Raw genomic sequence first — 21,651 nt, forward strand, 5'->3', positions numbered from 1 at the left:
TTGATGCAATATTTAGGCACAAAGTATTATCATATAACCATTTCCCCGACTAAATCAATACCTACCGACTGTATTCTGGCACCAGGCCACTATAATAGAAATGGTTACCCCTGCCAATAATTTATTTGCACCGTTTTTCTTTCGCCCCTCAAAAAGCAGCGACCGCCGGCCAAATGGGACCGAATATAAAGCTTGTGAAGAAAACCGATTAATGATAAACAAATTGAACTAAATGCTTATAAAATGTCATTATTGTACACTTTCTGGGATTCATCTTTGATTCAAGATTAAACTGCTTTTTAATTGATTAACTTGTCTGATAAGGGCCTTCTTCATATGTTATGAAAGCCAGCCCCAAGAAAATCGTACAGATGCTAAAGCACAGGAGGATGTCATATATGGCTGAAGGTCGTATCAAATGGTATAACGAGAAAAAAGGATACGGATTTATCGAATCCGAGGAAGAAGGGGATATCTTTGTGCACAAAACCGGCATCGTGGACCATGGATTTTTTACGTTGCGTGCTGATGACCCGGTGTCATTTGAAACAAAGCAAACCCAGAGAGGAAAACAGGCCGTCAACGTTAAGCGAATTTAGGCGTTCGCTGCCTAGTGTATAAACCAAAAGGCAGGGTCAGAATGGGCTCTGCTTTTTTATTTGATGAAATGGAGGATCATGAAACAACGTTATTTTATTTCCCGCGACGAAAAGACAAGTGAATTGACCATTGAGGAATACGCAGTGGTTGCTGGCAATATTAAACGCCATGAAATCACCGCAATTGCCCCGGATGACTTTACCCTGCTGTGCACTGAAACATACGAGGGAAAAGCCATCAAAAAGGCGATCTCAGAGGGCAAAGAAGCCCTGGTGACCATCTTGCGGACGGATAATTTGTACCCCATTGGGACTTATGCCAATGTGATTGCCGATTCGGTCATGGAAATTTACGGCAAAAATGACCATTCCTCAAAAGAGCTTTTGTTTGATGATCTGGATCTGTTCGAAACATTTCAGGAAAAAACTTCGCAGGATAAGGCTGCCGGTTCTTAGATCCGTATCAATCATCATATAAAAGCACTTGAGAACTGGCGTGGCGGGCAAAATTTAGGCAATGGATGAGTACCGATGAAAACCTTGCTCCTATACCCGTCCTTTCCGGATACTTTCTGGAGTTTTAAGCACGCCCTAAAGTTTATTCATAAACGATCTGCTTTCCCACCCCTGGGCCTGCTGACAGTAGCCGCCATGCTGCCTGTCGACTGGCCCAAGCGTCTGATTGATCTCAATGTAACCCCATTGACTGAAAAAGACCTGACATGGGCTGACGGTGTTTTTGTCAGCGCTATGGCCGTGCAAAGGGAATCCGCGCGCCAGGTGATTGGGCGTTGCAAAAGCGCCGGTTTGCGTGTCGTTGCCGGTGGCCCGCTTTTTACAGATGAACACGAAGCCTTTGAGCAAGTCGATCATTTTGTGTTGAACGAAGGGGAGCTGACGCTGCCGTCTTTTGTGCATGATCTGGAAAAGGGCTGCCCCCGTCGATTGTATCAAACCGCTGAATTTGCGGACCTGAGCCAAACACCGCCTCCGCTGTGGCGTCTGATCGATATGAAACGTTACGCCGCAATGAGCGTTCAGTTTTCGCGCGGGTGCCCGTTTAATTGCGATTTTTGCAATATCACGGCATTGCTCGGACATCGAACGCGCCACAAAACAGCTGTACAAATCATCACCGAACTAGACAGCCTCTACAACCTGGATTGGCGTGGAAATATCTTTTTTGTGGACGACAACTTTATCGGCAACAAAAAATATCTAAAGGCCAAACTGCTGCCGGCGTTAATCGATTGGCAAAAAGACAAAAACGCCATTCGGTTTAATACAGAGACGTCGGTCAATCTGGCAGACGATCCGCTTTTAATGGAAATGATGGTGGCAGCCGGCTTTGATGCGGTTTTTGTCGGCATCGAAACACCGGCCGAAGAGGGTCTGGCGGAATGCAACAAAAAGCAGAATAAAAACCGCAATCTGGTCGAAAGCGTCAAACGAATTCAACGGACCGGATTGCAGGTACAGGGAGGTTTTATCGTCGGTTTCGACAGTGATACAGCTTCCATTTTTCAACGCCAGATTGACTTTATCCAAAAAAGCGGCATCGTGACCGCCATGGTCGGTTTGCTGAATGCCCCCCCGGGCACGCGGCTTTATAGCCGGCTAAAAAAGGAAAACCGCCTGGCCGGCCTGGTATCGTGCAATACCGACGGCACCACCAATATCATCCCGCGTATGGATCTCAAAGTATTGAGCGACGGCTATAAGCGTATAATGGAACACATCTATTCACCCAAAATCTACTACGAGCGGGTGCGGACTTTCCTGACGGAGTACAAGGCCCCTAAAACAGATCTTTCCTTCAACATCCATGACTTGATGGCTTTTTTCCGCTCCTGCATCCGTCTGGGCGTTTTCGGCAAAGAGCGTTATCAGTACTGGAAGCTCTTGCTGTGGACGTTGCGTAAACGCCCTCAATTGCTGTCATTGGCCATTACTTTAGCCATCTACGGTCATCACTTCCGAAGAGTGTGCGAAATACACATTCTTTGAACCCGCCTCATCGCACCTGACCATATCTATCCATAGAAAAAATACCATCATTTACAGATCACTTTCGTTGCCAATGATTGTATTGACTGACACCACAATTTCGATAAAATGCCGTAATCAAGGTGTCAGGTGTTCCGTCGCAGGCGGATTCAGGTGTCAGTAGACACGGGATTGAAATCAGAAGAGATATAATGCGCGGCGACTGTAGTGGCTACTGAATAAAAAGGGCCCGAGACTGGCCACCGTAGGCCTGACACCCGAAACCTGACTCCTAAAAATTAAACCATGATCTTCATCGCCGGTGTTTCACCCAAAAAAAAGGTATTGGATCAAAATCCGCGCAGGTGTTCGGTGTGCGGATCCGACCAGGCCTACGAACAGCGCATCGATCACTACCTGAACTTATTTTTTATTCCCATACTCAGAGTCAAAAAAGGCGAGCCCTTTACCGTGTGTGACCGCTGCGCCCAGACCGGCCAAGGATTTGGACCGGACCCCTCCCGACAGCAAACCGAAGCGCCACGGACCTGCAGAAGCTGCGGAAAAGTGTTGGATTCAGGTTTTAAATATTGTCCGCAGTGTGGTAAGCGCGTATAAATAGGTTTCAGGTGTCAGGTTTCGGGTGTCAGGGCATACAGTTTATGTAGGGATTAGTGCCAGATTAAGCCGGAAAACGGCAAATCCAAATATGGCGCTGGGTTTCAGTCTTTGGCCCGGGGGCCTAACTTTGGCCTTGAAACCTGTGGACAAAGAGTATTTCAAGAGAAATTTCATTTCTCGGTTTAATAATCAGAACCCTGACACCTGACACCCGAAACCTGTACCACCTCAGGCGAAACTTTTGAATGCTGACACCTGAACACTTAAAAAAGTAGTAACCAATTTGACTCAAAAATCACAAAAAAATGAAGGCAGCACAGTTGAAAGGCATGTGGTTTTGGTGTCCCCGGAAATCCATTGGAATACCGGCAACGTCGGTCGTACCTGTGTGGCCACCGGATCCTATCTGCACCTGATCAAACCCCTGGGGTTTTCGCTGGACAGCAAACACCTCAAACGGGCGGGACTGGACTATTGGGAACGTGTCAATCTCACGATTTGGGATGATTTTGACAGTCTGCATTCTACCCTGAGACCACAGCCACAAGAGGTGGCGGTTTTTTCAAAAAAAGGCGCAAAACCATTTTGGTCGCTTCCGTCTTCCGCGCGCTTGTTTCTGGTATTTGGCTCCGAAACTCAAGGGTTACCCCCCGCCATTTTGAACATGTATGCCAATGCCACCTATCACATTCCCATAACCACAGACATCAGATCATTGAATCTTTCCACGGCTGTTGGCATTGCCCTGTATGAAAGCCTGCGTTTTGAAAACCCCTTTCATGGTTGGTCGGTGGATTGAATCCATAATTTAAAGTGTTGGATATTTTAGCAATTCAAGTATAATAGGAAAAGAGACAGGCCTATTGATGGCATCATTGTGGGATTGCAGTTACATTACTTTTATGCTATTGACATTTATAGTAATGTGATTATTTTCAAACAAATCAACGAATAGACACCTGATCTGTGTATATAGGAGGATGAGGAATAAATGCGCTTTGATAAATTTACCATTAAATCTCAAGAGCTTATACAAGTTGCCCAGTCACTGGCGTCCCAGCACAACAACCAGCAGATAGAACCCGAGCACCTGCTGGCCGCCATGTTTGATGAAAGTGATGGAATTGCCAGTGCCATGCTACGCAAGCTGGGCGCTTCTCCGGGTGAAATTGCACAGAAAATAAAGACTGCAGTTGATCAGCTCCCTAAAGTAAGCGGCAGCACAACTGCGGACGTTTATATTTCAACTAGATCCCAGGCGGTATTGGAACAGGCTTTTAGTGAAGCCACCAATATGAAGGATGAATATGTCAGTATCGAACATATTCTGTTGGCCATATCCGAAGAAAAGGTCGGTGAGGCGGCCAAGATTTTAACCGGCTCGGGGGTAACAAGAGATTCCATCTTGCAGGCTTTACGGGAAATCAGAGGGAAGCAGCGCATCACCGATCCCAATCCGGAAGACAAATATCAAGCTCTGGAAAAATTCAGTCGTGACCTGACCGATCTGGCGCGTCAGGGCAAATTGGATCCGGTCATCGGCCGGGATGAAGAGATCCGGCGCATCGTTCAGGTGCTTTCCAGGCGCACGAAGAACAACCCGGTGTTGATCGGTGAGCCCGGCGTCGGCAAAACCGCCATTATTGAGGGCCTGGCCCGCCGCATTGTGGAAGGGGATGTTTCCGAAACGCTTAAAAATAGACGCTTGGTTGCCCTTGATATGGGGGCCTTGATCGCCGGCGCCAAATATCGGGGTGAATTTGAAGATCGCCTCAAAGCCGTGTTGAAAGAGGTCGAAGGCGCCGAAGGTGAAATTATTCTGTTTATTGATGAGCTTCACACCGTTGTGGGTGCCGGTGCCGCTGAAGGCGCCGTGGATGCCTCCAATATGCTCAAACCCGCACTGGCCAGAGGTACGCTGCGATGCGTCGGGGCCACCACGCTCAATGAATATCGCAAATACATTGAAAAAGATGCCGCCCTGGAACGCCGCTTTCAACCGGTTCTTGTGAAAGAGCCCTCGGTGGAAGATACCATCTCCATCTTAAGGGGCCTGAAAGAAAAATACGAAGTCCATCACGGCGTTCGGATCCAGGATTCGGCTATCGTAGCAGCCGCCACCCTTTCGCATCGCTATATTGCCGATCGTTTTTTACCGGATAAAGCCATTGATTTAATTGATGAATGTGCTTCCAAGCTCAGGATCGAAATCGACAGCATGCCGGCTGAAATCGATGAGGTGCAGCGCAAACTTACCCAGGCCGAAATCGAACGTCAGGCCCTGAAAAAGGAAAAGGACCCGGCATCCAAAGACCGGCTTCAAAAACTGGAAGCTGAGCTGGCCGACATGAATGACGAGCTGACCAAAATGAAAGGCCACTGGCAAAATGAAAAAGATCTGATTCAGGCAATTCGCAAAATAAAGGAAGAGCAGGAACAACTGAGCACCGATGCTCAGCTGGCTGAAAGAGAAGGCGATCTGGCCCGGGTGGCCGAGCTGAGGTACGGCAAAGCCCTTGAGCTTGAAAAACACCTGGAAGAAGCCAATCAAAAACTGTCTGAGCTTCAGCAATCGAGCAAAATGCTCAAAGAAGAAGTCGATGACGAAGATGTGGCTGAAGTGGTTTCCCGCTGGACCGGTATCCCGGTCAGCAAAATGCTCGAGGGTGAGCGCGATAAACTCGTGCATATGGAAGAGCGGCTTCACCGGCGGGTGATCGGCCAGGATGAAGCGGTGGCAGCCGTATCCAATGCCGTGCGACGGGCCCGCTCCGGGCTGCAGGACCCCAACCGGCCAATTGGATCTTTTATTTTCATGGGGCCCACCGGTGTCGGCAAAACCGAGCTGGCCAAGGCCCTGGCGGAATTTATATTTGACAGCGAACAGGCCATCGTTCGCATTGACATGTCCGAGTATATGGAAAAGCATTCCGTTGCCCGGCTGATCGGCGCTCCTCCCGGATACGTGGGATATGAGGAAGGCGGATATCTGACCGAAGCCGTCCGGCGGCGGCCGTATTCGGTGGTTTTGTTTGATGAAATTGAAAAAGCGCACCCGGAAGTCTTTAATGTTATGCTGCAAATTTTGGATGACGGGCGAATGACCGACGGTCATGGACGCACTGTTGATTTTAAAAATACCATCGTCATCATGACATCCAATGTGGGAAGCCAGTGGATTCATGAGCTGGCAACATCCAACCGGGAAGAAATGGAAAAACGCGTGACCGAAGCCCTGCGGAGCAGTTTCCGGCCGGAATTTTTAAACCGTATCGATGAAATTATCATCTTTCAGAGCCTGTCCGCCAATGAAATTCTTAAGATTGTGGACATCCAGATGGCCCGACTGAGCAACCGTCTTGCTGATAAAAATATCGAGCTTATATTATCGCATGGCGCCAAGGAGCTGATTGCCAAACAGGGTTATGATCCGGTTTATGGGGCAAGGCCCCTGAAACGTGTGATCCAGCAATATATCGAAAACCCGCTGTCTTTGGAAATTCTAGAAGGCAAAATTACGGAAGGCGCGCATGTTAGGGCTGAGGCTAAAGGTGATAAGATCGTATTCAAGACCCCTTAACTGCAATTTAAGGTAAAAACCCGGCTCTTTGGGAGCCGGGTTTTTATTTACCGCATTAAATAATGAAAATCCTATTGTAATCTGGGTTCACCCATCGTAATATCCTTACGTTTATTATAGGAAATCAATTTCTTATGGGTCGATCAATCCCCGAAAAATTAAGACGCTTTTACGATCAATTATCCGGCAGCCATCAGGTGCTGATTGTGATTAATGCCGATCCGGATGCCATCGCCAGTGCCATGGCGATACGTCGTCTGCTTTGGCGTAAGGTGCCCAATGTGACCATATCAAATATCAACACCATCAATCGGCCGGACAATCTGGCCATGATACGGCTGCTGGGCGTCAAATTGATCCCCTTTGAAGATATCAACGCGGGCCAATTCAGCCGGGTGGTCATCGTTGACTCTCAACCGGACCATAATGAATTCATGGCCAGTTTAAACGTAGATGTCATTATCGACCACCACCCGGATTCAGGTTACAAGGCCCCTTTTGTGGATATTAGACCCCAGTACGGGGCCACCGCCACCATCTTAACCGAATATCTGCGTGCCGCCAAAATAAAGCCATCCGCCAAGTTGGCCACGGGTTTATACCACGGCATCAAGACCGACACCAATGATTTTAAAGGGAAAACCCAGATTGAAGATGTACGCGCTTTTCAATATTTATTCCGATACGCCAATATTCATCTGGCTCGCAAAATTGAGCAGGCGGATCTGCGTTTTGATCTTTTAAAATATTTCAAAATTGCCTTGCAAAACATGCGCCGGCGCAAGGGCAAAGTCTATGTCCATCTGGGCAATGTGGTCAATCCGGATGTTTGTGTATTGGTTGCTGACTTTTTTATGCGCGTAAATACCGTCACTTGGAGTATCGTATCCGGAATTTGCGACAAGAAATTAACCATCATTTTTCGCAACGATGGTATTCGAAAAAACGCCGGCAAGGTGGCCAAAGAAGGGTTTGGCATGCTGGGCAACGCGGGGGGCCATAAAAACATGGCCAGAGCAGAAATAGCCCTGAGTGAGCTGAAAGATCGCGTGGATGCCCGGGATGATAAAAAATTGCTGTCCTGGATTATTGGGAGGACTGCCAGACGCGCTGAACCCAAGTAGTTTCCAATCCTAAAAGGCCCTTTTTCCGAAGAGCTGCGTTCTCCGCGGGTTTTTCGTCTGCAACGTACAACACAGTACGCCTTGACGAAAACCCTTGTGCGGCCTGGCTCTTCGAAAAAATTTCTCATTTAGGATTGGAAACTTAGTAATTAATATAAGTAAAAGCTATCTCAAAAATAGTAGATCACGTCCAGGGGTCCGCCTCCGGCGGATTAGATGCATTTTTGAGATAGCTGTTAGTTAAATCATAACGGGTGGATAAAACATGGCGCAAAATCAACCAGGTATAAAGGTCACGATACTGGGTTCGGGGACCTGTGTGCCGTCGCTGGAGCGCAGTTCGTGTTCGGTGCTGATGCAGACAGGGGCCTCAAAAATGTTGTTTGACAGCGGCCCGGGCACCATGCGGCGGCTTTTGGAAGCCAAGACGACCATTTTTGATTTATCCCATATTTTTTACAGCCATTTTCATCCCGACCACTCGGGCGAATTCGTGCCACTTATTTTTGCCACCAAGTATCCGGACGGCAGTCGACGGCAAACGCCCCTGACAGTTGCCGGTGGTCGCGGCTTGCTTAACTTTTATGAAGGATTGAAAAGCGTATACGGTCACTGGATTGAACTGCCACCCGGTCTGTTGGAGGTCATCGAATTCGACAATAAAAATGCCGATGCGATTTCATTTGAAGATTTTGCCGTTTACACTGCTCCCGTCAAGCATAATGAAGAGAGCGTCGCTTACCGCATAACCAGCTCAGATGGTTACTCCGTGGTTTATACCGGCGATACCGAATACTGTGAAACCATCATCGATCTTGCAAAAGACACCGATTTATTAATCTGCGAATGTGCGCTTCCGGACAAATTGCGGTCACCCGGCCACCTGACACCATCGCTGGCGGGGGAATTGGCTGCCAAAGCCGGAGTGGGCAACCTGGTCCTAACTCATTTTTACCCGGAATGTGAACAGGTCGATATCGCTGCTGAATGCCGCAAAAGCTACAACGGCCACCTGGTTCTGGCCAATGACCTCATGGAACTTGAGATTAAAAGTTAATGGTTATCAGTTATTGGTGAAGATTGAAGCAGACCAATAACCGATAACGAATAACAAATAACGAAACGCATGAAGTATTATCCGATAAATTTGAATATCAAAAATCGTCCGTGTCTGGTTGTCGGCGGCGGCGCTGTGGGGACCCGTAAAGTGATCACCCTGCTGGACTGCGGTGCCCGGGTGACCGTTGTCAGTCCCGACCCAACCACCCAGCTAAAAAATCTGGCTGCAGAGGGATCAATCCAATTAAAAGAACGCCCGTACCAGAGCGATGACGTCAAAAAGATGTTTTTGATCATCGGGGCCACAGATGATGAGCGCTTAAACCGCCAGATTAGCACCGACGCCGAGCGCCTCAGCATCTTGTGCAATATTGCCGATCGACCTGAGATTTGCAATTTTATCCTGCCGGCAATTGTGCGCCGCGGAGATCTGACGTTTGCGATTTCCACCTCGGGCCAAAGCCCGGCTCTGGCAAAAAAATTGCGGCTCGAGCTGGAAACACAGTTCGGCAAAGAATACGCTGATTTTCTGAGATTAATGGGCGCCATTCGCGAAAAATTGCTAAGTCAGGCCCATGAACCCGAGGCCCATAAACCCTTGTTTAATGAGTTGATCGACAGAGATCTTATCGGGCTGATCAAAGCCAACAACACCAAAGGCATCAATGCCCTTTTGCATGATGTATTGGGAGAGGGTTTTAAAATTGAGGACCTATTACCTGAATATTGAATGAAAATTCAGGTTTTGCAGGTAAAGTGGTATAGCATTTTGTTCGACAAAGCCTTTATGGAGCATACATGGAAGCGATAATCCTCGTTAGCATTGTATTGTACTTGCTAAGTTCTGTCTGCTATTTTGCGTATCTCTTTGTTCAAAAAGATTATCTGCAACGCAGCGGTTTTTTCCTGCTATTGATTGGGTTCTTATTTCATACCTTGACCATTGGTTACGGTTTTTTCAAAAGCGGGCACTTGCCGGTCAGCAATATGCATGAAACCCTTTCTTTTGCCGGCTGGGCGATTGCCGGCGTATTCTTGGGCATCACCATTAAATTTAATTTAAAAGTTTTGGGTATATTTGCGGCACCGATCCTGACAATCATCATGATCATCGTTTCGCAGCTTCCCAACGAACCGGCTGCGGTTGGCAAAATTTTTAAAAGCTTTTGGCTGATCAGCCATGTATCGGTTATTTTCATTGGTGAAGCGGCTTTTGCCCTGGCCTGCGGGCTGGGGATCTTGTATCTGCTTCAAGAAAATGAAATTAAAACGAAAAAACATCGATTCTTTTTCAAACGGTTACCATCCTTAGAAATGCTGGATAACATCGGATACGTCTGTATCTTCGTCGGCTTTGCCATGCTCACCCTGGGCCTGGTCACCGGCTTTGTCTATGCCAAAGCGGTTTGGGGCCGTTTCTGGAGCTGGGATCCCAAAGAGGTCTGGGCAGGAATTACCTGGCTGTTTTATGCCGTTTTGCTTCATGGACGCCTGACCGTGGGGTGGCGGGGGCGACGCTCGGCCATCATGGCCATTATCGGTTTTGTGGTGCTGATTTTTACTTTTTTGGGCGTCAATCTTTTGATGGAAGGACACCACGAATCCTTTACCAGGTTTTAGGCCATTTGATTTGATATGTAATAAACCACAAAGACACAAAGAGCACCAAGTACACAAAGATATACAAAAAAAACTTTGTGACCTTTGTGCCTTTGTGGTGAAAAAAGCGCTAATTAAAACCACAAAGGGCACGAAGAGCACAAAGACAAGCATTAAAAATAAAAATTTAATATCCTTCGTGAACTTCGTGTTCTTCGTGGTGCAAACCAAACGCGATTAAAAACATAAATTTTTCAAGCTATGCTGGATATCATATTACTGGGCATAAACCACAACACCGCTCCGATTGAGCTGCGAGAGTGTATCGCCTTTTCAGAGGATCAATCGAAGTCTGCCCTGAATTCGCTCATGCGTAAAACATTTATCAAAGAGGCCCTGCTTTTTTCAACCTGCAATCGGGTGGAAGTTTTAGTAGTGACAGACGATAACGCCAGGGCAGTGGCTGAAACCAAAGACTTTATCGCCGAATTTAACAAAATCCCGCTGGAAGAATTTGAAAGTGCCCTGTACGTCCATGAAGGCAATGAAGCGGTACGACACATTTTTCGCGTCGCAGCGAGCCTGGATTCAATGGTTGTCGGCGAGCCGCAAATTCTGGGCCAAATTAAAGAAGCATACCGCACGGCAACAGAAGAAAAAACCTCCGGGGTCATTTTGAATCGCCTGTTGCATCGCACCTTTTTCGTGGCCAAAAAGATTCGTACCGAAACCGGTATCGGTGATCGCGCCGTCTCCATCAGCTATGCTGCCGTTGAGCTTGCCCGTAAAATTTTCGGTGAGCTAGAGGGTAAAAAAGTGTTGCTCGTCGGTGCCGGAGAAATGGCTGAATTGGCAGTTGAAAACCTCATCCGCGGTAAGGTCGACAAAGTCTGGGTTGCCAACCGTACATTTGAAAACGGTGTTGAGCTGGCCGAGCAGTTTAACGGTCAGGCCGTTCGATTCGAAGAAATTCCCGAAAGTTTAGAGACCGTTGATATCATCATCAGCTCGACCGGAGCATCCGATTTTGTCATCCGGCCCGATCAGGTCAAAGGCGTGATTCGCAAAAGAAAAAATCGGCCTTTGTTTTTTATCGACATCGCCGTACCCAGGGACATCGATCCGGATGTCAACCGTCTATCCAATTGCTATGTCTACGACATCGATGACCTAAAAGGGATCATAGATGAAAACATTGAAGATCGCCAAAAAGAGGCGATTAAAGGCGAACGCATTGTTGATGAAGCCGTCATTCGGTTTCGGGAATGGTACGAGAGCCTGGAGGTGGTTCCAACCATTATTGCGCTACGGAACAAAATGACCGCCATTGCCGAAGCAGAGCTTAAAAAAACCCTGCAGGCGAGCGTGATCTCTGAGAAGGAGGCCAACGCCATCCGCAAAATGGCTGATTCGCTCATCAACAAAATTTTGCACGATCCCACTCAGTTTTTGAAGCGCAACGGCATGCGTGAAGATAAATCCTTTTATATTGATTCGGTGAGAAAACTGTTTAAGTTGGATGAATAAACATCGTCCGTTGTCAGTGGTGAGTCGTCCGTCGAAAGTTTGTATTCAGGCCTTTGGGGAAAAATCGTCTCGTTTAATATAATTCAACGCATACAATGGACAACAGGCCACGAACAACGGACAATAAATCCGGAGGGTTTATATGAGCAAAACAGCATACCTTTTTCCTGGCCAGGGGTCACAAAGCGTGGGCATGGGTGCCGAATTTTATCAGGAGTACGATTTTGTGCGCGAAATCTTCGACATGGCCGAAGAGACCGTCAAAATGCACATCTCAAAACTCTGTTTCAAGGGCCCTATGGAAGATTTGACCCAAACGGTCAATCTGCAGCCGGCTGTGACAACAGTAAACATGGCATGTCTGGCGGTCTTGAATAAAGAAGGTGTTGCATATGACTTCTGCGCCGGCCACAGTTTGGGAGAATATGGTGCGCTAAATGCAGCCGGTGTCGTGTCTGCTGAAGACACCATCAGGCTGGTCCACAAAAGGGGCGAACTTATGCATCGGGAGTCTCTAAAAAACAAAGGCGCAATGCATGCCATCGTCGGGTTGCCCATTGCTGAAGTGGACCAACTGGTTGCCGAAATTCAGCCGCAAGGCATTGTGTCGGTTGCCAACCATAACAGCGAGCTGCAGATTGTCATCACCGGCTCACCGGAGCCGGTTGAAGCCGTCTCAGCGCTTGCCACCCAAAGAGGTGCCAAATCCATACCGCTCAAAGTCAGCGGTGCCTGGCACAGTGAGCTCATAAAAGGTGCCGAAAAAGAGTTCAATGGTGTTTTGGTGGACATCGATTTTCATCCCCCTGAAAAAACTGTGCTGCTAAATGTCACCGGCGATGTGGTCACCGAAGCAGACGACATCAAAGAATGTATGCAGCGGCAACTGTGCAGCCCGGTCAAATGGTATGATGCCATGGGTCAACTCATCGCACAAGAAATCGAAACCTTTGTTGAGGTCGGACCGGGAAGGGTCCTTGCCGGCCTATTGAAAAAGATTTTACCATCTGATTATCCGGCTAAAATTTATAATATCAGCAATATGAAACAACTTGATAAGTATTTAACCGAAACGGCATAATCCCTAAAATGCCTTCCAGATCATTTTGGGAATAGACGGTAATCAATAGATATTATTAACTTTTTACATATGTGCCGTTTTAAGGCGGGTCAACGTCCTTGGAAACAAGATTGCATAGGGGTAACGGTTTGTGGGCCGGTGATGGGCCACATGACAAAGCCCCGGGATGGCGGTCAGGAACTGTGTTGACAACTGCCGTTCAATACCAGTAAATTTGGCATAACCTTTTAAAATAGCTAAAGTTTTCGCATCATAAGACCGATGTAAACTTGATCTGCGGGAAGAATTAAGGATCATATATTGTCGCCTGTGCGCCAAGATGATATAATCGATAAAAATTAGCGAGGACAGAATTAATACTTTACAGGTAATTTGAGTTGTGCTAATGAAAGCAATTTTTGAAAGTCCTCAAATGCACGGGGAAAGACTAGGGGTTTGCTTATGAAAAAGAAAGACAAAGACTATTTTAAAAAATTGCTAACGGACTGGTTGGAAGAACTTTTGGATCAGGCAGGAGACACTGTGTCCGGTATGACCGTACCCAAGGAAAATTTTCCGGATCCCACAGATCGTGCTGCGCTTGAAGCTGACCGCAACTTTATGCTGCGCATACGAGATAGAGAACATAAACTGATCAAGAAAATTAAAGAGGCTATTGGCCGCCTGGAAAATGACACCTATGGTATTTGCGATTCCTGTGGTGAAGATATCTCGTTAAAAAGGCTCAAAGCCCGACCGGTTACAACTCAGTGCATTGATTGTAAATCCAAAGAGGAGGCGTTAGAAAAGGCTCTTGGATTATAACCATCATGTGGGCATAGACCTTCATATACACTCAACTGCCTCAGATGGCTCCTTGACACCAGCTGCAATCCTCGACCACGCCCAAAATCTCAATCTCGCTGCAATTGCTATAACGGATCACGACTCAATTGATGGATCCAAGGAGGCCCTGCGGAGCGGGATACCCCCCTCTTTACATTTTTTATCCGGTGTTGAAATCAGTGCCGCCCACCCCCCGTTTCTACCGGGCTCCGGCAGTTTTCATCTTTTGGGTTATGGTTTTCACCTTGACGATCCGGAATTGAATCAAGCGCTCAAAAAAATCCAGAAAGCCAGAAAAGGCCGTAATCCTAAAATTATCAAGCGCCTGAATGAACTGGAGATGTCAGTCTCATTGGAGGAGGTTCAGCAAATCGCGGGCGATGGCCAAATCGGCAGACCCCATATTGCCCAGATGCTGGTGCAAAAAGGGGTTGTGGCTTCCATTGGAGAGGCCTTTGATAAATATTTGGGAACCGCAAAACCCGCCTATGTCGACAAAGAGCGCATCGGCTGCCAAGATGCGATCGAAATGATCCGTGGTGCCGGGGGTATTGCTGCATTGGCCCATCCGGGACTTCTGAATATCACCGACAATTGTCAGATGGAAAAGCTCATTCAAAATTTAATGGGTATCGGAATGGGCGCAATTGAGGTTTATTATCCACAACACACCACCGAACAAACAGAACAGTTTGCACAGTTATCAAAACGATTTGGCCTGTTAATGACCGGGGGAACAGATTTTCACGGTTCGTTAACACCGGATACTCAAATGGGCTCCGGCTATGGTACTCTTTTTATTCCGCTCAAAATTTATGACGCTTTAAATAGCGCTCTCGCTTAAACGCTGGATAAAATCGATCACAAAATGAAGCCCGCACCGGTCAGTGGAAAGCGTTTGCTGGCTGTCACCTGTCAAATGGATATTGAATATCATTTGGCCACAGGACCGCATATGGATATTGTAAATTCAAACGAAATCGAACAAAATCTTGGCTATCAATTTCAATCAAAAGACTTGCTCGCAGAGGCTTTGAGACACAGCTCCTATGTTAATGAGCAATCAGAGCCAACCCTGCGGGACAACGAACGTCTTGAGTTTCTCGGCGACGCGGTCTTAAACCTGATTGTCGGCCATATATTGATGGAGCGCTATCCGCATTTGAAGGAAGGAGACCTTTCCAGAACCCGCGCCAATTTGGTCAATGAAACCCAGCTGGCCAGCATGGCACGCACCATTAACCTGGGGTCGCATCTCCAACTGGGCAAAGGAGAGATTCAAACCAAGGGTATGGAAAAGAATTCTATCCTGGCCGGAGCCTATGAAGCGCTAATTGCTGCTCTTTATCTGGACAGCGGCTATGAGGTCACCTTCAAGATTATCGAAAAAAACTTTGTGCCCATTCTCGATCAGGTTCATTCGGCCAACGACAGCCAGGACTACAAAAGTCGCTTGCAAGAATGGGTTCAGGAAAGACATGGTGCCATTCCAAGCTATAAGGTTATCGAAGAAAAGGGTCCGGATCACGATAAAACCTTCTGGGTGTCTGTGAAAGTTTTTGGCATCGAAGCGCAGGGCACCGGCAAAAATAAAAAAACCGCCGAGCAGGATGCGGCTCATAAAGCGTTGGAGCAGCTAAACGAGTCGTCGTAGTTCCATGTCGCTTAAGCCATTCAATACGTTACCGGTTCTTCTTATGGCTGCTGGCTGTTCGTCTCGCGCTGCTGGCCTCTTTACGGATAGCGCTCAATAGTTAGCGGTGGCACTTCGGTCCGGGTGAAAATGTCTCTTCCTCTAAAGGCATCTTTAAAAATATCGAAAATGTCCAGCAATCAGCAATTAGCGAAAAAAAGCCAAGTGTCAGTCGCAAGAAGCCAGAAGCCAGAAGCCAGGCATCAGAATCCTGATGCCAGCGGCCAGCGGCCAGACGCCGAAAGTCGTCCGTTCATCGTGCCGGTGTTTCTGCCACATGCCGGCTGCCCCCACCAATGCGCATATTGCAACCAGTCTTCGATTACCGGCACCCATGCAATGCCGGCAAGCAAGGATGTCCACCGCCAGATCAAGAACTTTTTAGGCTATAGGCGTCAACAACCCCAGAACATTCAGATTGCCTTTTTTGGTGGAAATTTTCTCGGAATTCAAACGCAGACGCTGCAGCGTTTGCTGGCGGATGCAACTGAATACGTAACAGCCGGCCACGTAAGCAGTATCCGATTTTCAACCCGCCCGGACACCGTCAACGGTCAACAGTTGGACTTGATTAAAAAATTTCCCGTATCCACAATTGAACTGGGCGTTCAATCCATGAACAACAGCGTGCTGAAATGCAGCAACCGGGGCCACACTGCCGAAGATAGCATCAACGCGGCACAGCTTCTCAAAAACAATGAATATGAAGTGGGTGTGCAATTGATGGTGGGTCTGCCGGGCGATAGCGCCCAGCGGTTGGGCGCCTCTGCCCGAGCGGTTGCCCGGCTAAAACCGGATTTTGTCCGCATCTACCCTACGGTGGTTCTGTCCGGCAGCCCGCTGGCGGCCTGGTACCAAAAAGGGGATTACGTTCCCTTGAGCCTCGCAGAAGCGGTGAGCCAGGTAAAAGTTCTGTACCTGCTGTTTAAACGTCAGAAAATTAGCGTAATTCGGATGGGGCTTCAAGCATCAGAGGATCTGCAAAACGCAGCGACCATTTTAGCCGGTCCGTATCATCCAGCGTTTGGGCATTTGGTTTATTCAGAGATCTTTTTGGATATGGCCATCGCAGCCATAAAATCGGAGAATCTATCGGGAGAGGTGCTTTGCCTGCATGTTCATCCACACAGTGTTTCCAAAATGAGAGGCTTAAAAAATGGCAATATTAAACAACTCTGCCAAAAATTTGATCTCCAAACAGTAGATATCGTCACGGATGATTCCTTGAGAAAGCATCAATTGAAAATAAGCGCCCGGCCTTAAATTTAGCAAAGAATGTCCACTTAAAAAAAAGAAAGGGCAATCCGGCCATAAAGCTGGATTGCCCTTTTTTGTCTTTGTTGATAAGATGTAGTGTTTTAAGTAAATATTAAGGGCATCAGATCGAGGCTCTTAGACGCAAGTGCCAACATGACAACACTTTCTATCAGGAGGAATGAAAATGGCCGCCAAATTGGATAAAAGCACCCTGCTGGTTGCAGTCGATTTTACCCTCTTCTCTGCAGAAGCACTCCTTTTTGCAAGTCAATTGGCAGAGAAAATTGATGCTCGGCTTCTGGTGCTCCATGTTATCCATGATCCGGCAGAAGCGCCGGGATTTTACGCTCAAAAAGGCAAAAAGAAAAAATTCCTCCAATCCATGGAAGAAGTTGCCGAAGAAATGATGAAAGAATTTTTGGCAAAAATGCAAAAAGATCATCCGGATCAGAAATCGATTAAAAAAGCCGAACCACTATTAGTGGTTGGCACACCGGTGACGCGGATCCTGGAAATTGCAGAAAAGAAAAAGGCCCGCATGATTATCATCGGCAGTCATGGACGAACCGGGTTATCCCATTTGCTGATCGGGTCAAAGGCCGAACGGGTTGTACAACTGTCACCCATCCCGGTATTGGTCGTAAAGGGTTCGATCCAGAAGTAAACGATTATTTTCCCTAGTTCAAGGAGATGACAAATGAAAGTGACGCGTTCGGGTCATGCGGTTGTGCTCCTGTTTTTGAGCGCAAGCGCGCTTTTATTGTTCTCACCAGTTGCTGCCAGTGCAGCAGAGACCTCACCAGACACTGAAATTAGTTGGTTTTTCCTGGGAATCGGGCTGCTCGGAGGATTATCCCTTTTTCTCTATGGGATGGAGCGAATGAGCGACGCATTAAAAAATGTAGCCGGCGAAAAAATGAAAGATATCCTGGGAATGCTGTCAAACAACCGTATTATGGGCATGATCACCGGTGCCATCGTAACGGCTGTGATTCAATCCAGTTCCGTGACCACCGTTATGCTGGTTGGTTTTGTGACGGCGCATTTGATGTCGCTTTCTCAAACCATCGGCGTGATCATGGGCTCAAACATTGGTACGACCATCACGGCTCAGATTGTGGCCTTTAAAGTCACCAAGTACGCCTTGCTGCTGATGGCCATCGGTTTTGGGATGCTTTTTTCATCTAAAAAAGAAAAAGTCCAGCAATACGGCTATATGATCATGGGGCTGGGAATGATCTTTTTCGGCATGGGGGTCATGAGCGACGCCATGCGTCCCTTAAGAACCTACCAGCCCTTTCTGGACTTGATGACCCAGATGTCCAATCCGGTATGGGGCATTTTAGTCGCCGCCCTTTTTACCGCTTTAGTTCAATCCAGTTCCGCCACCACAGGAGTGATCATTGTGCTGGCGATGCAGGGGCTAATCACCCTGCCGGCCGGCATCGCTTTGTCCTTTGGCGCCAACATCGGAACGTGTGTGACGGCGCTTTTAGCCTCGATCGGCAAACCCCGTGAAGCGCTGCGCGTATCGGTCGTTCACGTATTGTTTAATATCCTCGGTGTTCTAATTTTTCTGCCTTTTATCGAACCCTTCGCAAGGTTTGTGGTCACTATCTCTCCTTCACCGGCAGAAGGCCTCACAGGGCTAAAGGCTGCTGCTTCGGTCCTACCGCGGCAGGTCGCCAATGCTCACACCTGTTTCAACATAACCTGCGCACTGCTATTTCTTCCGTTCGTTTCCCAAATTGCCCGCTTGGTTTACCGGTTGGTTCCGGATAAGCCCCTGCCGGAAATTAAAGAAATACAACCCAAATATTTAAATGACATGCTGTTTCATACGCCCAGTCTGGCACTGGATGCGGCACGACATGAAATCAAGCGCATGGGCAAACGGGTTGACTTGATGAATGCGGCTATGATGCCGGCCGTCGTCACCGGAAACAAGGAAGCGCTGTTGGCCGTAAGGGATATGGATGAAGAGGTCGATATTCTCTACAAGCATATCGTCAACTATCTGGCAAGTGTCAGCAAGCTGCAGTTGAATGAATACCAGACGCAAAAAATGCTATTGCTCATGGGGGCCATCAACGACCTGGAGCATATTGGCGATGTCATCGAGGTCAATATGGTGAACCTGGGTGAGCAGCGGATTGAAAAGGGGATAACAATAAGCGAAGCGACTCAGAAAGTCATCAACACCCTTCATGTCGTCATCTCGGATGCGCTCAAAGCATCTGTGAGAGCAGTGGTTGAAGAAGATAAAGATTATGCCACGCGGGTGCTGTCGATGAATGAGGATATCAAGCGGCTGACATTAGAAGCAGAATTGCACCAGGCCCAGCGACTGGTTTGCGAAGACTCAGGTAAATTTGAGGCCTACAGTTTGGAAATCGAGATTATCGAAAAACTCAAACGCATTTATTATCACGCCAAGCGAATGGCCAATACGGTCGTGGCATCAGGCGTCGGCGAGGGGGTGCTTGCAAAAGCGGCCTAAAAATAGCATCCCGTTAAACCCAGTCGATTGTTTGCTCATCAGCGGGGCTTATTCAATAGTGGAGGCATACGGTTCCTGGCAAATCTTGATCAGGTGACCACCTTTACATCCTCAATGGAGAGGATGCCGACCAGCTGCTCCTTCTCAAGCACCGGGAGATGACGGAAGTGATGTTTGGTCATCAAGGACAGGCATTTTCCGACTTTCTTATCAGGACTGGTATGAATGACCTTGGTGGTCATTATCTCCCGAACCTGTGTTTTCTTTGACGATTTGCCCTTGAGAATAATTTTACGGGCATAATCCCGCTCGGATAAAATGCCCACCACCTTCTTATCTTTAACAACCACAAGCGCACCGATCTCTTTTTCGGCCATAAGCTGCAATGCATCGTAAACGGTGGCATCTGGCGAAATAGTATACACCTCGTGCCCTTTTTTATCCAATAGCTTTTTAACCCGCATAATTATAGAATCCCAGATTTCGTATAAAGGTTTGGATGCTAACGGCCAAAGGCCAGGTAGCGGCAAATCAATTTTCTTTTTCTAAACTATCTGTAATCGCGAGAAAAATATCTGTATCCCGAACAATGCCTACCGCTTTATCTCCATCATAAACCGGCAGCACGCTTATCTTTTTTTGAACAATCGTTGTGAGCCCCTCTTCAACGGTAGCGGACACATCAATGGCCCCCTTGACCTTGAGCATAATATCCTTGACCATTATTTTCTTTCCCAGTCCGCCGATTTGCGGAAAATAATTTTTAAGAAAACTTTTGAAGTCCAGGATTCCCATCAATTTTTCATTTTCATCCGTCACCAGAACGGCTCGGGGGCCCGCTACGGTGCGCATTCCGCCATCCAATTCAAAAAACGATTTTCTTAACGATTGGGCCGCCTTGCGCAGGGTGGCGTCAGGGGTTATGGTTGCGTAATTTTGTATCGGAATCATTCGCTCTTTGATTGGCTGATCTAATGGCATGGCCTTTCCTCCTCTCTATTAATTAGATAGCTTCTGGATGTATTCCTGATTTAGGTGACTCGCCCGGACCCGATACACAGTGAAGAAATTAAAATAGGTTTCTTTCAAGAAAACGACAGAGAATGTTGCGTACGATCTATGCTGCCAGGCCGATAGGAATACCCCGTATTATCCGGGCAGTTCTGTGGGTTTCAATAAGTTTTTTTCGAGCAATCTGATTTCCTCAATACCGGTTATCAAAACGTTGGGATCGGTTTTAAGTTCTTTTTTAGGGATTCGATCTTCATAATTGATTTGGGACAGAATATGCTTGATGCAATTGAGCCGCGCCATTTTTTTATTGTCGGAGCGAATGATCGTCCAAGGCGCCAGGGTTCGGTTGGTTTCATTAAGCATCTGGAATTTCCTGACGGTATAATCATCCCAAAGGTCTTGCGCCATTCGGTCCACCGGAGAAATTTTAAAGTGCTTCAATGGATCGGTTTCGCGTGAATCAAAACGGCGCAGCTGTTCATCTTTGGAAACCGAAAAGAAAAACTTGAACAATTTAATACCGTCTTTGACAATCATCTCTTCGAGAAAAGGTACATCTTTTAAAAAGCGTTTATTTTGCTCATCACTGCAGAATCCCATCACTGGTTCAACCATGGCACGGTTGTACCAACTGCGGTCGAAAAGGACGATTTCACCGGCCCCGGGGAAGTGTTGAATATAGCGTTGAAAATACCACTGGGTGCGCTCTTTGTCGCTAGGGGCCAAAAGGGCTACGACCCGCGTGCCCCGTGGATTCAGATGTTCGGTGATGCGTTTAATGGTACCGCCCTTGCCTGCGGCATCCCGCCCTTCAAATAAGGCGATGATGCGCATACCCTCGTTCTTGACATGCTTTTGCATCTTCAACAGCTCGATCTGCAGCCTATGGAGTTCCTCTTCATATGCAAGGGTAAATTTTTTAACCCACACAGCTCGACGGCTTGGCTTGTCCGGTTTATCCTTATTTTTAAAGGCGGTGTGTTCGGACAATTTCTTCTTAAACTTTTTTATTTTCTTCCCATTGTTGGCCTTTATTTTCTTATTCGCTTTAGGCACCGCCTTACCCTTTACCGCAACCGGCTTCGATTTTTTGGCTTTAGAATTTTTATGTTTGGATTTCTTTTTGTTTGCTTTGGCCATGTTGTCACCCTCCAGTTTATGGGTCAAAAGAATATCCGCAAGCTAA

General features: G+C 47.4%; 21 protein-coding genes. 18 read left to right on the forward strand and 3 right to left on the reverse strand.

What is annotated here, in order from left to right; genetic code table 11:
- Positions 1-398 precede the first annotated feature (398 nt).
- The 18 genes from QNJ26_03025 (at position 399) to QNJ26_03110 (ending at position 19,451) form a co-directional block, all read left to right on the forward strand.
- Positions 399-599, forward strand: a complete 201-nt coding sequence (locus QNJ26_03025) for a cold shock domain-containing protein (GenBank protein ID MDJ0984492.1) — start codon at positions 399-401, stop codon at positions 597-599.
- A 78-nt stretch (positions 600-677) separates the two neighbouring features.
- Positions 678-1,055, forward strand: a complete 378-nt coding sequence (locus QNJ26_03030; GenBank protein ID MDJ0984493.1) for a hypothetical protein — start codon at positions 678-680, stop codon at positions 1,053-1,055.
- 75 nt (positions 1,056-1,130) lie between these two features.
- Positions 1,131-2,606: a B12-binding domain-containing radical SAM protein gene (locus tag QNJ26_03035; GenBank protein ID MDJ0984494.1), complete on the forward strand. Its 1,476-nt coding sequence runs from the start codon at positions 1,131-1,133 to the stop codon at positions 2,604-2,606.
- A 285-nt stretch (positions 2,607-2,891) separates the two neighbouring features.
- Entirely contained in the window at positions 2,892-3,203 is a 312-nt protein-coding gene (locus QNJ26_03040; protein MDJ0984495.1) for a zinc ribbon domain-containing protein, read from the forward strand.
- 343 nt (positions 3,204-3,546) lie between these two features.
- Entirely contained in the window at positions 3,547-4,005 is a 459-nt protein-coding gene (locus QNJ26_03045) for a tRNA (cytidine(34)-2'-O)-methyltransferase (protein ID MDJ0984496.1), read from the forward strand.
- Positions 4,006-4,197: 192 nt separating this feature from the next.
- On the forward strand, positions 4,198-6,786 hold the full coding sequence (gene clpB, locus QNJ26_03050; protein ID MDJ0984497.1) for an ATP-dependent chaperone ClpB: 2,589 nt from the start codon (positions 4,198-4,200) through the stop codon (positions 6,784-6,786).
- Between the two features lie 134 nt (positions 6,787-6,920).
- Positions 6,921-7,910, forward strand: a complete 990-nt coding sequence (locus QNJ26_03055; GenBank protein ID MDJ0984498.1) for a DHH family phosphoesterase — start codon at positions 6,921-6,923, stop codon at positions 7,908-7,910.
- 265 nt (positions 7,911-8,175) lie between these two features.
- Positions 8,176-8,967, forward strand: a complete 792-nt coding sequence (locus QNJ26_03060; GenBank protein ID MDJ0984499.1) for a ribonuclease Z — start codon at positions 8,176-8,178, stop codon at positions 8,965-8,967.
- Positions 8,968-9,036: 69 nt separating this feature from the next.
- The gene (locus tag QNJ26_03065) at positions 9,037-9,699 is read left to right on the forward strand and encodes a bifunctional precorrin-2 dehydrogenase/sirohydrochlorin ferrochelatase (protein MDJ0984500.1); all 663 of its coding nucleotides are present in this window, start codon (positions 9,037-9,039) and stop codon (positions 9,697-9,699) included.
- A gap of 68 nt (positions 9,700-9,767) precedes the next feature.
- On the forward strand, positions 9,768-10,589 hold the full coding sequence (gene ccsB, locus QNJ26_03070) for a c-type cytochrome biogenesis protein CcsB (protein MDJ0984501.1): 822 nt from the start codon (positions 9,768-9,770) through the stop codon (positions 10,587-10,589).
- Positions 10,590-10,829: 240 nt separating this feature from the next.
- Positions 10,830-12,095, forward strand: a complete 1,266-nt coding sequence (gene hemA / locus QNJ26_03075) for a glutamyl-tRNA reductase (GenBank protein MDJ0984502.1) — start codon at positions 10,830-10,832, stop codon at positions 12,093-12,095.
- 142 nt (positions 12,096-12,237) lie between these two features.
- Positions 12,238-13,176: an ACP S-malonyltransferase gene (fabD, locus tag QNJ26_03080; GenBank protein ID MDJ0984503.1), complete on the forward strand. Its 939-nt coding sequence runs from the start codon at positions 12,238-12,240 to the stop codon at positions 13,174-13,176.
- Positions 13,177-13,617: 441 nt separating this feature from the next.
- Entirely contained in the window at positions 13,618-13,980 is a 363-nt protein-coding gene (dksA, locus tag QNJ26_03085; protein MDJ0984504.1) for an RNA polymerase-binding protein DksA, read from the forward strand.
- A 7-nt stretch (positions 13,981-13,987) separates the two neighbouring features.
- On the forward strand, positions 13,988-14,845 hold the full coding sequence (locus tag QNJ26_03090; protein ID MDJ0984505.1) for a PHP domain-containing protein: 858 nt from the start codon (positions 13,988-13,990) through the stop codon (positions 14,843-14,845).
- 24 nt (positions 14,846-14,869) lie between these two features.
- Positions 14,870-15,655, forward strand: coding sequence for a ribonuclease III (gene rnc, locus QNJ26_03095; protein MDJ0984506.1), 786 nt, complete (start codon positions 14,870-14,872; stop codon positions 15,653-15,655).
- 204 nt (positions 15,656-15,859) lie between these two features.
- A complete protein-coding gene (locus QNJ26_03100; GenBank protein ID MDJ0984507.1) occupies positions 15,860-16,957 on the forward strand; it encodes a radical SAM protein in 1,098 nt (365 codons plus the stop codon).
- Between the two features lie 178 nt (positions 16,958-17,135).
- Positions 17,136-17,615 carry a universal stress protein gene (locus QNJ26_03105; GenBank protein ID MDJ0984508.1) on the forward strand — a complete coding sequence of 160 codons (480 nt, stop codon included), beginning with the start codon at positions 17,136-17,138 and terminating at the stop codon, positions 17,613-17,615.
- Positions 17,616-17,648: 33 nt separating this feature from the next.
- Complete coding sequence (locus QNJ26_03110) at positions 17,649-19,451, forward strand: Na/Pi cotransporter family protein (protein ID MDJ0984509.1); 1,803 nt, start codon at positions 17,649-17,651, stop codon at positions 19,449-19,451.
- Between the two features lie 89 nt (positions 19,452-19,540).
- Here QNJ26_03110 and QNJ26_03115 read toward each other — a convergent pair whose 3' ends face one another.
- The 3 genes from QNJ26_03115 to ppk2 form a co-directional block, all read right to left on the reverse strand.
- Positions 19,541-19,915 (reverse strand): CBS domain-containing protein, encoded by a 375-nt coding sequence (locus tag QNJ26_03115; protein MDJ0984510.1) that lies wholly within the window; start codon positions 19,913-19,915, stop codon positions 19,541-19,543.
- A 67-nt stretch (positions 19,916-19,982) separates the two neighbouring features.
- Positions 19,983-20,432, reverse strand: coding sequence for a CBS domain-containing protein (locus QNJ26_03120; protein MDJ0984511.1), 450 nt, complete (start codon positions 20,430-20,432; stop codon positions 19,983-19,985).
- Positions 20,433-20,600: 168 nt separating this feature from the next.
- The gene (ppk2, locus tag QNJ26_03125; GenBank protein ID MDJ0984512.1) at positions 20,601-21,605 is read right to left on the reverse strand and encodes a polyphosphate kinase 2; all 1,005 of its coding nucleotides are present in this window, start codon (positions 21,603-21,605) and stop codon (positions 20,601-20,603) included.
- Positions 21,606-21,651: the final 46 nt, after the last annotated feature.

The organism is Desulfobacterales bacterium (assembly GCA_030066985.1).
Classification (GTDB): domain Bacteria; phylum Desulfobacterota; class Desulfobacteria; order Desulfobacterales; family JAHEIW01; genus JAHEIW01.

What these genes read in the sequence shown, in the direction of transcription:
- QNJ26_03025 (MDJ0984492.1), top strand. Translation starts at nt 399, where the DNA reads ATGGCTGAAGGTCGTATCAAATGGTATAACGAGAAAAAAGGATACGGA.
- QNJ26_03030 (MDJ0984493.1), top strand. Translation starts at nt 678, where the DNA reads ATGAAACAACGTTATTTTATTTCCCGCGACGAAAAGACAAGTGAATTG.
- QNJ26_03035 (MDJ0984494.1), top strand. Translation starts at nt 1,131, where the DNA reads ATGAAAACCTTGCTCCTATACCCGTCCTTTCCGGATACTTTCTGGAGT.
- QNJ26_03040 (MDJ0984495.1), top strand. Translation starts at nt 2,892, where the DNA reads ATGATCTTCATCGCCGGTGTTTCACCCAAAAAAAAGGTATTGGATCAA.
- clpB (MDJ0984497.1), top strand. Translation starts at nt 4,198, where the DNA reads ATGCGCTTTGATAAATTTACCATTAAATCTCAAGAGCTTATACAAGTT.
- QNJ26_03055 (MDJ0984498.1), top strand. Translation starts at nt 6,921, where the DNA reads ATGGGTCGATCAATCCCCGAAAAATTAAGACGCTTTTACGATCAATTA.
- QNJ26_03060 (MDJ0984499.1), top strand. Translation starts at nt 8,176, where the DNA reads ATGGCGCAAAATCAACCAGGTATAAAGGTCACGATACTGGGTTCGGGG.
- QNJ26_03065 (MDJ0984500.1), top strand. Translation starts at nt 9,037, where the DNA reads ATGAAGTATTATCCGATAAATTTGAATATCAAAAATCGTCCGTGTCTG.
- ccsB (MDJ0984501.1), top strand. Translation starts at nt 9,768, where the DNA reads ATGGAAGCGATAATCCTCGTTAGCATTGTATTGTACTTGCTAAGTTCT.
- hemA (MDJ0984502.1), top strand. Translation starts at nt 10,830, where the DNA reads ATGCTGGATATCATATTACTGGGCATAAACCACAACACCGCTCCGATT.
- fabD (MDJ0984503.1), top strand. Translation starts at nt 12,238, where the DNA reads ATGAGCAAAACAGCATACCTTTTTCCTGGCCAGGGGTCACAAAGCGTG.
- dksA (MDJ0984504.1), top strand. Translation starts at nt 13,618, where the DNA reads ATGAAAAAGAAAGACAAAGACTATTTTAAAAAATTGCTAACGGACTGG.
- rnc (MDJ0984506.1), top strand. Translation starts at nt 14,870, where the DNA reads ATGAAGCCCGCACCGGTCAGTGGAAAGCGTTTGCTGGCTGTCACCTGT.
- QNJ26_03105 (MDJ0984508.1), top strand. Translation starts at nt 17,136, where the DNA reads ATGGCCGCCAAATTGGATAAAAGCACCCTGCTGGTTGCAGTCGATTTT.
- QNJ26_03110 (MDJ0984509.1), top strand. Translation starts at nt 17,649, where the DNA reads ATGAAAGTGACGCGTTCGGGTCATGCGGTTGTGCTCCTGTTTTTGAGC.
- QNJ26_03115 (MDJ0984510.1), bottom strand. Translation starts at nt 19,915, where the DNA reads ATGCGGGTTAAAAAGCTATTGGATAAAAAAGGGCACGAGGTGTATACT.
- QNJ26_03120 (MDJ0984511.1), bottom strand. Translation starts at nt 20,432, where the DNA reads ATGCCATTAGATCAGCCAATCAAAGAGCGAATGATTCCGATACAAAAT.
- ppk2 (MDJ0984512.1), bottom strand. Translation starts at nt 21,605, where the DNA reads ATGGCCAAAGCAAACAAAAAGAAATCCAAACATAAAAATTCTAAAGCC.